Genomic DNA, 7,585 nt, shown 5'->3' on the forward strand with positions numbered 1-7,585 from the left:
ATAGCTCACAATAAAAAGAATTCGGATACCGGCAGCTCTGGGGCAGCACGGATTAATGCAGACTAATGCGCAAAGCCGCAGCAGTAGCAAACGGCGAAAGTGTTGCGCTCACTGCCAGCATCGCGCCAAGAATTGCCAGATAACCTCCGATCGGCAATCCCTGACCGGCGGCATCGATGGCCGCGCTGGCAAAGATCAGAACAGGTATCGACAACGGCAATACCAGTAAACTCAGAAGTACGCCGCCACGCCGCAGCCCAACGGTCAAACCGGTGCCAATCGCACCAAGAAAACTCAAGGTTGGCGTGCCGAGTAATAGCGTCAGTGCCATCGCGCGCCAGCCAGCAAAATCCAGTGACAGGAGTAGTGCCGCCAGCGGCGACAGTAAAATCAGTGGCAAGCCCGTAATCAGCCAGTGAGCAATCACTTTTCCCAGCACCGTGACAGGCAGCGGTGTGGGTAGCAAAAGTAGTTGCTCCAGCGAACCATCCAGAAAATCATCACGGAACAGTCGTTCAAGCGCCAGCAGTGAGGCTAACAATGCCGCAACCCACGCCACGCCTGGCGCAATGCGCGCCAGTTGCTGAGGATCCGGCCCGATACCTAACGGAAACAGCGTGATAACAATCAGGAAAAACCACAGCGGGTTAATCACCTCGGCACCGCTGCGAAATGCAATTTTCAACTCACGCTGAATCACGCGACCTAACATCAAGCCCACTCCGAGATAAGGCGGATTTTGCGCACGCGTTCACTCTCATCAGGCAGATCCTGATGGGTAGTCAAAATCACTGCGCCTCCGTTATCGGCATGTTCAGCGAAACGCGCCATTAATTTTTCCACGCCGCCTTTATCAATGGCCGTGAGCGGTTCATCCAGAATCCAGATTTTAGCCGGGCTGAGCCACAAGCGAGCCAGGGCTACACGCCGTTGCTGCCCTGCGGACAACTGTGCAACCGGCACCTCTTCATATCCCAGCAAGTTCACCTGCTCCAGCGCGTCGAAAATCACTTCTTCATCACGATCGCCGTGCCAGAAATGCAGGTTTTCCAGAGGTGAGAGTACCGACTTCACACCAGGATGATGACCAAGATAGAGCAAGTTTTGATGCGATATTTCGCGCTGCTGACGAATCGGCTGCGATTGCCACATCACCTCGCCCTCTTCTGCCCGGCTTAAACCAGCCAGCAGACGCAGCAGTGAGGTTTTTCCTGCCCCGTTAGGGCCTTCAATTTGCACAATGTCACCCGGTTGCACATGGAAGCTCAGTCCATGAAACAGGGTTCGCTCATCACGAACGCATGAGAGATTAATGACTTCGAGCATGAAAGAGGGAATCGCAGCTGTGAAATAAGGCGGGGATAATACCACAATGAATCTGTGGGCCGAAGTCTGTGAGGTTGCTCTCACTTCCCTCAAAGGGGGTATTCGTGCGCATCAGATCAAGAAACTGTGCAAAAAAGCACCTCAGTTAAAATCTTGTTACTCTTAATTTGGATCTTAGTAACATTTCGTCCTTGATAAAACCGTCTAAGCTTATTACGCGTTGGCATTATCACCAGGGGAAAACATGAAGCAATCACCATCCATTTCAGAACATGACAACGATGTCGAGAGCGACGAAAAGGACCAGGGTAAAGAGATAGAAGTGGATGAAGATGCCCTGCCCTCGCGGGCTGCGGCAATCCATGAAGAGATCCGCCAGGACGGCGAGAAAGAGTTAGAGCGCGATGGTATGGCGTTGCTGTGGTCTGCCGTGGCTGCGGGGCTATCCATGAGCGCTTCGCTGATGGCAAAAGGGATTTTCCATGTGCATTTGGCTGATGTACCCGGTGGTTTCCTGCTGGAGAATCTGGGTTATACCTTCGGCTTTGTTATTGTGATAATGGCCCGTCAGCAACTGTTCACTGAGAACACGGTTACTGCGGTATTACCGGTGATGCACAAACCCACTGGCGGTAATTTCATGCTGTTATTGCGCCTTTGGGGCGTGGTGCTGGCGGGAAATTTGATCGGTACGGCGCTCGGCGCATTGGCGTTTAATCATATGCCGATTTTTGACGAGGCGACGCGTCAGGCCTTCACCGTGATTAGCGAAAAGGTGATGGACAACTCCCCCAGCGAAATGTTTGCCAATGCCGTGATTTCAGGTTGGATTATCGCCACCATGGTTTGGATGTTCCCTTACGCGGGCGCGGCCAAAATCGTGGTGATTGTGATGATGACATGGCTGGTCGCGCTGGGAGATCTGGCCCATATTGTGGTGGGTTCCGTTGAAGTGCTGTATCTGGTGTTTGCCGGCACGCTGCCCTGGCAAGAATTCATCTGGCCGTTTGCGCTGCCTACCCTGCTGGGAAATATCACCGGCGGTACGTTGATTTTTGCACTGATCAGCCATGCGCAAATTCGCAATGATATGAGTGAGGCGGCGAAGGCCAAAGCGAAGGCGGAACAGAAGCGCAAAGAGAAAGCGCAGAAGAAACAACAGTGATATGTGGCACGACATTGTTGATAGATTGAGCAAACAGGATTAACACGGTTAAATTCTGCTGGTCGGTACGCTATACTGCGCGCCGCGTCTCCTTAGTTAAATGGATATAACGAGCCCCTCCTAAGGGCTAGTTGCAGGTTCGATTCCTGCAGGGGACACCAGTTCAGCCATGCTTATCTCCTCTTGCGTTAGCCGAATCCCCTTGAATCAGGCCCTCGCCGAATCATCCGTTCACACAAGTTCGCCATCGTTCGTGGAAAGCGAGTTGATCGCCTTGCTCCATTCTGGGTAAATCCATTCCCCCTACCCGTATATTTCCCCATGTTCACCTTCAGGCAACTTGAAGAGCCAGATTCGTTCAGGAGGACTTTCGATGATTGCGAAAGGATTAGCTAAATGAAGACGGTTCCAGATGTTCATGAGAAATAGAAGTGCGCTACCAGCTTGTAGACTGTAGTGCCAATCGCGATTAAGACTGGGACACCGAGTAAAACGGCCAACTTCGCTTCAGAGATCTTTTTATCAACGGTATCTGTCGAAGGCTTTTTAGCGAGTGACTGCTTAATGCCGTCCAGTTTCTCAAGTACCGCAGCCATATTTCTATCGATCGATTTTACATCGTCTTTAAGCTCATCGACATCACGTCTAATGTATTTGACGTCAGATTCAAGTTTTACAACACGCATTTCCATCATTACCACTCCGCATAAGCTAAACATGTAATTATCACATCAAAAACAATATGTTAATGGATGGCATTGTATCTAAGGCGAAGAAAAAATCACCACAATTAACGTATGCGTGAATGAATTTGAGACGTTTCTCGAAGGTAGAAACTGGCTGTTTCAGGCAATTACAGTGAAATCAAAGCTGATGCGAGTTTTGGCGCCATGCGGAGGGCGTTACGCCATGCAGTTGGCGGAAACGGTTACTGAAGTGACTGGAGGAGTGAAAACCGCAGCGCAGCGCGATCTCAGTTAACGGCAGAGCGCTGAACTTTAGCAGTTGCAGTGCGGTATCCATACGACGACGCATCACGAACTGATGTGGCGCTTCACCCACGCTGCTGCGGAACATGCGTGCAAAGTGGTATTCACTCAAGGCCGCTTCTGCCGCCAGCTGTGCCAGCGTCAAAGGCTGATCCAGCTGCGCATCGATAAACGCCAATACACGTCGCAATACCGCGGGCGCTAATCCGCCACGCACCTGTGGCGCCTGCCACTGCACTTCACTGTAGCGCTGCAAAAGATGCGTCATCAACAACGTCGAGGCACTGCTCAACATCAATTGATTAGCGGGTTGCTGCCAGTCAACGCTCAGCAGGAAATGGCGATAAAGCTGCGTGATGCGATCGTCATCGGCAAAGATTTTTTCATGCAGGTTGAGTTGCGCGGGGCTGCGATCCCAGATCTGCTCACCGAGATGCCGCAAGTGCTCATCCGTACAGTAAAGGTGCACGAACGACAAATCGGCACGCAGATCCCAGGTCGATTCAACCCCGCTCGGCATCAGGCAGAAGCGATCCGGACCACCGCCATTGCGCCAACCATGCTGGGTTTTGTGCCAGGTATCATAGCCGTCAGCGGTATACAGGCTCAGCGTGTGGTGGTCACTCAGGTTGGTGACGCGATCGCCGCTATTAAACCAGGCCGCCAACTTGATGCCACCCGACAGCTGCACGCTATCGCGCAGTTGCGCTTTATGGCGCTGCAGCATGTCAAAGGTCTGATAATCGGGCATCGGGAGGTCCACTCACAGGTTAATAACGCACAGTTTACGGATCTCCCCGGCCAGAAAACAGGCCAACGCGGGACATCCGTGAAAAAAGCGCAAGATTTTGCAATTCACGCGCAACGGCGTGCAAGCGAGTGGTGATTATTTTCGTCACACTTCGGGCAATGATTTTGCTGGAGAGTTTACGATGAACATCATGTTGTACCTTGCGGTTGTATTGATTTGGGGCACTACCTGGATCGCCATTTTTCTACAACAAGAGGCTGCCAACACGCCAGTCCTGGTGGCGGTATTCTGGCGCTTCTTACTGGCATCGGTATTGATGTTAGTGATCCTAAAGCTGATTAAACGCCTGCGCCCACTGGATAAGCAGGATCACCTTTTCTGCTTACTGCAAGGCTGTTGCGTATTTGGCTTCAACTTCGTTTGTTTCTATCATGCGGCAGCGTGGATCAGCAGTGGCCTGGAATCGGTCATCTTCTCCATGGCAGTGTTATATAACGCGCTTAATAGCTGGATCTTTTTCCGTCATCGCCCACCGTTTCGCCTGTTACCCGCGGCCGTGCTCGGCTTGGGGGGAATTGTTGCCTTGTTCTGGAATGACATTCAGGCAGCGCACCCGGCTCCGCAACTGCTATGGGGCGTTGGGCTAAGTGCTTTGGGCACGCTTGGATTCTCTTTGGGTAACATGATTTCAACTCGCCATCAGCGCCGTCAACGTGATGTGCTGACCACCAACAGCTATGCCATGTTATATGGTGCAATCGTTATGGCAATCATCGCACTACTGAATGGCGATTCATTAGCACCTGCGCTGAATCTGCAATGGCTCGGTTCGATGAGTTATCTGGCCATTTTTGGTTCGGTGCTGGGATTTGGCGCTTATTTCACGCTCGTCGGTCGTATCGGAGCCAGCCAGGCCGCCTACTGCACACTGCTTTTCCCGTTGGTGGCACTAACGTTGTCGACCATTTATGAGGGATATCAGTGGCACGGCAATGCCATCGTGGGTCTGGCGATGATTCTGATGGGGAATATGGTGATGTTTGTGCGCTGGCCCACGGCAGGCAAATTACGCCTGGCGTAAATAGCGAGAGCGGGCATTGCGCCCGCTCTTTGGTCCTCTAGCGCCAGCCCTGAACGCCGATATTGAGCTGGTGAGGTTTACTGATGGCTTTTCTGGCAATCCAGTAAAGCAGAACGCGTTCATCATCTCTGTCGCGATCGGCCATAGCCAGTAATTTCAGCGACAGCGTGGATTTATTCACAGGCTGATGCTCATCGCTTAACTCGATCACCGCCTGACCGATGATGCAGCAAACTTCATCCTCGCTTGACGCGGATTCATATGCTCGGTCTGTCATATTTCCTCCTGTTAGTGAATTTTAATCCTGGCAAAAATCTGTCCTCTTGCAGCAAAACTGGCGCGCTTATCACACCTGGTTACACATGTTTACCCATAGCAACCGCCACGCTTAAATTGACATCCCAAGGGCCTAATGCCATTCATACCCGTTTTACTGCATTTCATTCCCTCGTCCTGTCTCTTGATGCCCTGCTTCGCCACGCGCGCGCGTAAGCTGCCTATTATCGCTGCAGATTCCGCATTCCCTGAGGGGAGAGATAAAAATGAAAACAGAAATATCCGCGCAGTTGCAGCGCACCCGCATGCTTACCCTTATCGGCACTATTATCACGCAGTTTGCTCTGGGCTCGGTCTATACGTGGAGCCTGTTTAACGGCCAGTTGGCACATAAACTCGATGCTCCCATTAGTCAGGTCGCTTTTTCATTCGGTTTGTTAAGCCTGGGGCTCGCGATTGCATCGTCACTGGCGGGGAAATTACAGGAGCGCTTTGGTGTGCGTAACGTCACCATCGGCGCCGGTATATTGATGGCGATTGGCTTCTGGCTGACCGCTCATGCCGATAACCTGATGATGCTGTATCTCAGCGCCGGCATCCTGGTCGGTTTAGCGGATGGCGCAGGATACCTGATGACGCTGTCAAACTGCGTGAAGTGGTTCCCGGAGCGTAAAGGGTTAATTTCCGCCTGCTCAATTGGCGCTTATGGCTTAGGTAGCCTGGGTTTCAAATTTATCTGTGGCGCGTTGCTCAGCACTTACGGCCTGGAGAACACCTTTATGATTTGGGGTGTGCTGGCGATGAGTATGATCATTGTGGGTGCGCTGATGATGCGTGATGCCCCGATCCAGCAAAGCAGCGGTAACGCGAAATTGCAGGAAAAAGATTACACGCTGGCGCAATCCGTGCGCTTGCCACAGTACTGGATGCTGGCACTGATGTTCCTCACTGCCTGCATGAGCGGACTGTATGTCATTGGCGTAGCGAAAGACATCGGCGAAGGTATGGTACATCTGACCACGCAAACCGCCGCTAATGCCGTGACTGTCATCGCGATTGCTAACCTGAGTGGCCGCCTTATTCTCGGCGTACTCTCCGATAAAATGGCACGTATTCGCGTCATTTCACTGGCACAGATCGTTTCACTGGTGGGCATGAGTATTTTGTTGTTTACCCGGATGAATGAAACCACCTTCTTCCTGTCACTGGCCTGCGTTGCCTTTAGCTTTGGTGGCACCATCACCGTGTTCCCTTCTCTGGTCAGCGATTTCTTCGGTCTCAATAATCTAACGAAAAATTACGGGCTGATTTACCTGGGATTCGGTATCGGCAGCGTGATGGGTTCACTGGTGGCTTCCGTGTTTGGTGGTTTTACCGTGACCTTCAGCTTGATCATGACACTGCTGGTGATTTCACTGGTGTTGTCGCTCAGCATCCGTCTGCCAAATCGTCAAAACGTCAGTGAACCTTTGCTGCATAATTAATTCCCACAGATGCCGCATCACTTTGCGGCATCTATTTTCTCCTTCTTTCCTGCATAATGTTTTTGAAGTTGAGAACGGCTGTTATTTAGGATTGCATTTCAGACTATTCGCGTTATTATCATCAGGCATTCGGTTTTATCTGATTGGTTTATTTCCCGCCTTGACGTTTTTAGCTTTAAATTGACTTATCTGGTAATAGATCCAGAAATAACTCTACATTTACTGCATCTTCACTCCACTTTTCCCCGGTAATCTGGCCTCATTGGAAAAGAGGAGGACTCTCCATGAAAACACTTATTAAAGCTGCTTCGGTTGTTGCCATTATGACGATGTTGAGTGGTTGTATCGTTCATGACGGATATGGTCGCGGACCGGGCTGGGGGCACGGTGGCGGCTGGCATCATGACCATGGTTATCATGGTCGCCATTGGTAATTGGGCAAAGCACACACAGCACATAATAAAAAAACAAAAAGGGCGGGAATTTATCCCTAATGCCGATCAGTTAAGGATC

Annotated in this window: 8 protein-coding genes and 1 tRNA gene; 4 read left to right on the top strand and 5 right to left on the bottom strand. The window is 51.3% G+C overall.

The genetic code is table 11. From position 1 onward, the window contains the following. Nucleotides 1-52: 52 nt before the first annotated feature. Together ccmB and ccmA are read right to left on the bottom strand one after the other, a co-directional pair. Nucleotides 53-712: a heme exporter protein CcmB gene (gene ccmB / locus VI01_RS00990; protein WP_038649973.1), complete on the bottom strand. Its 660-nt coding sequence runs from the start codon at nucleotides 710-712 to the stop codon at nucleotides 53-55. Then, nucleotides 712-1,326 (bottom strand): cytochrome c biogenesis heme-transporting ATPase CcmA, encoded by a 615-nt coding sequence (gene ccmA, locus VI01_RS00995; RefSeq protein ID WP_045813683.1) that lies wholly within the window; start codon nucleotides 1,324-1,326, stop codon nucleotides 712-714. The genes ccmB and ccmA overlap by 1 nt, the downstream gene beginning before the upstream one ends. A gap of 244 nt (nucleotides 1,327-1,570) precedes the next feature. On the opposite strand from ccmA, the gene VI01_RS01000 reads away from it, so the two are divergent. Both VI01_RS01000 and VI01_RS01005 read left to right on the top strand, forming a co-directional pair. Further along, on the top strand, nucleotides 1,571-2,491 hold the full coding sequence (locus VI01_RS01000) for a formate/nitrite transporter family protein (RefSeq protein ID WP_038645641.1): 921 nt from the start codon (nucleotides 1,571-1,573) through the stop codon (nucleotides 2,489-2,491). 86 nt (nucleotides 2,492-2,577) lie between these two features. Beyond that, nucleotides 2,578-2,652 (top strand) — tRNA-Arg (locus VI01_RS01005). Between the two features lie 255 nt (nucleotides 2,653-2,907). On the opposite strand, the gene VI01_RS01010 is transcribed toward VI01_RS01005, so the two are convergent. Both VI01_RS01010 and VI01_RS01015 read right to left on the bottom strand, forming a co-directional pair. After that, complete coding sequence (locus VI01_RS01010) at nucleotides 2,908-3,186, bottom strand: hypothetical protein (protein WP_231638436.1); 279 nt, start codon at nucleotides 3,184-3,186, stop codon at nucleotides 2,908-2,910. A 169-nt stretch (nucleotides 3,187-3,355) separates the two neighbouring features. Continuing rightward, nucleotides 3,356-4,231 (bottom strand): helix-turn-helix domain-containing protein, encoded by an 876-nt coding sequence (locus VI01_RS01015; RefSeq protein ID WP_045813684.1) that lies wholly within the window; start codon nucleotides 4,229-4,231, stop codon nucleotides 3,356-3,358. Nucleotides 4,232-4,412: 181 nt separating this feature from the next. On the opposite strand from VI01_RS01015, the gene VI01_RS01020 reads away from it, so the two are divergent. After that, nucleotides 4,413-5,312 (top strand): DMT family transporter, encoded by a 900-nt coding sequence (locus tag VI01_RS01020; protein WP_045813685.1) that lies wholly within the window; start codon nucleotides 4,413-4,415, stop codon nucleotides 5,310-5,312. 37 nt (nucleotides 5,313-5,349) lie between these two features. On the opposite strand, the gene VI01_RS01025 is transcribed toward VI01_RS01020, so the two are convergent. Continuing rightward, a complete protein-coding gene (locus VI01_RS01025; RefSeq protein ID WP_038645636.1) occupies nucleotides 5,350-5,589 on the bottom strand; it encodes a hypothetical protein in 240 nt (79 codons plus the stop codon). A gap of 265 nt (nucleotides 5,590-5,854) precedes the next feature. Here VI01_RS01025 and VI01_RS01030 point away from each other — a divergent pair, with 265 nt between their 5' ends. Then, nucleotides 5,855-7,072, top strand: a complete 1,218-nt coding sequence (locus VI01_RS01030) for an MFS transporter (protein WP_045813686.1) — start codon at nucleotides 5,855-5,857, stop codon at nucleotides 7,070-7,072. Nucleotides 7,073-7,585: the final 513 nt, after the last annotated feature.

Source organism: Pantoea sp. SM3 (genome assembly GCF_000963995.1).
GTDB classification, from domain to species: domain Bacteria; phylum Pseudomonadota; class Gammaproteobacteria; order Enterobacterales; family Enterobacteriaceae; genus Pantoea; species Pantoea rwandensis_B.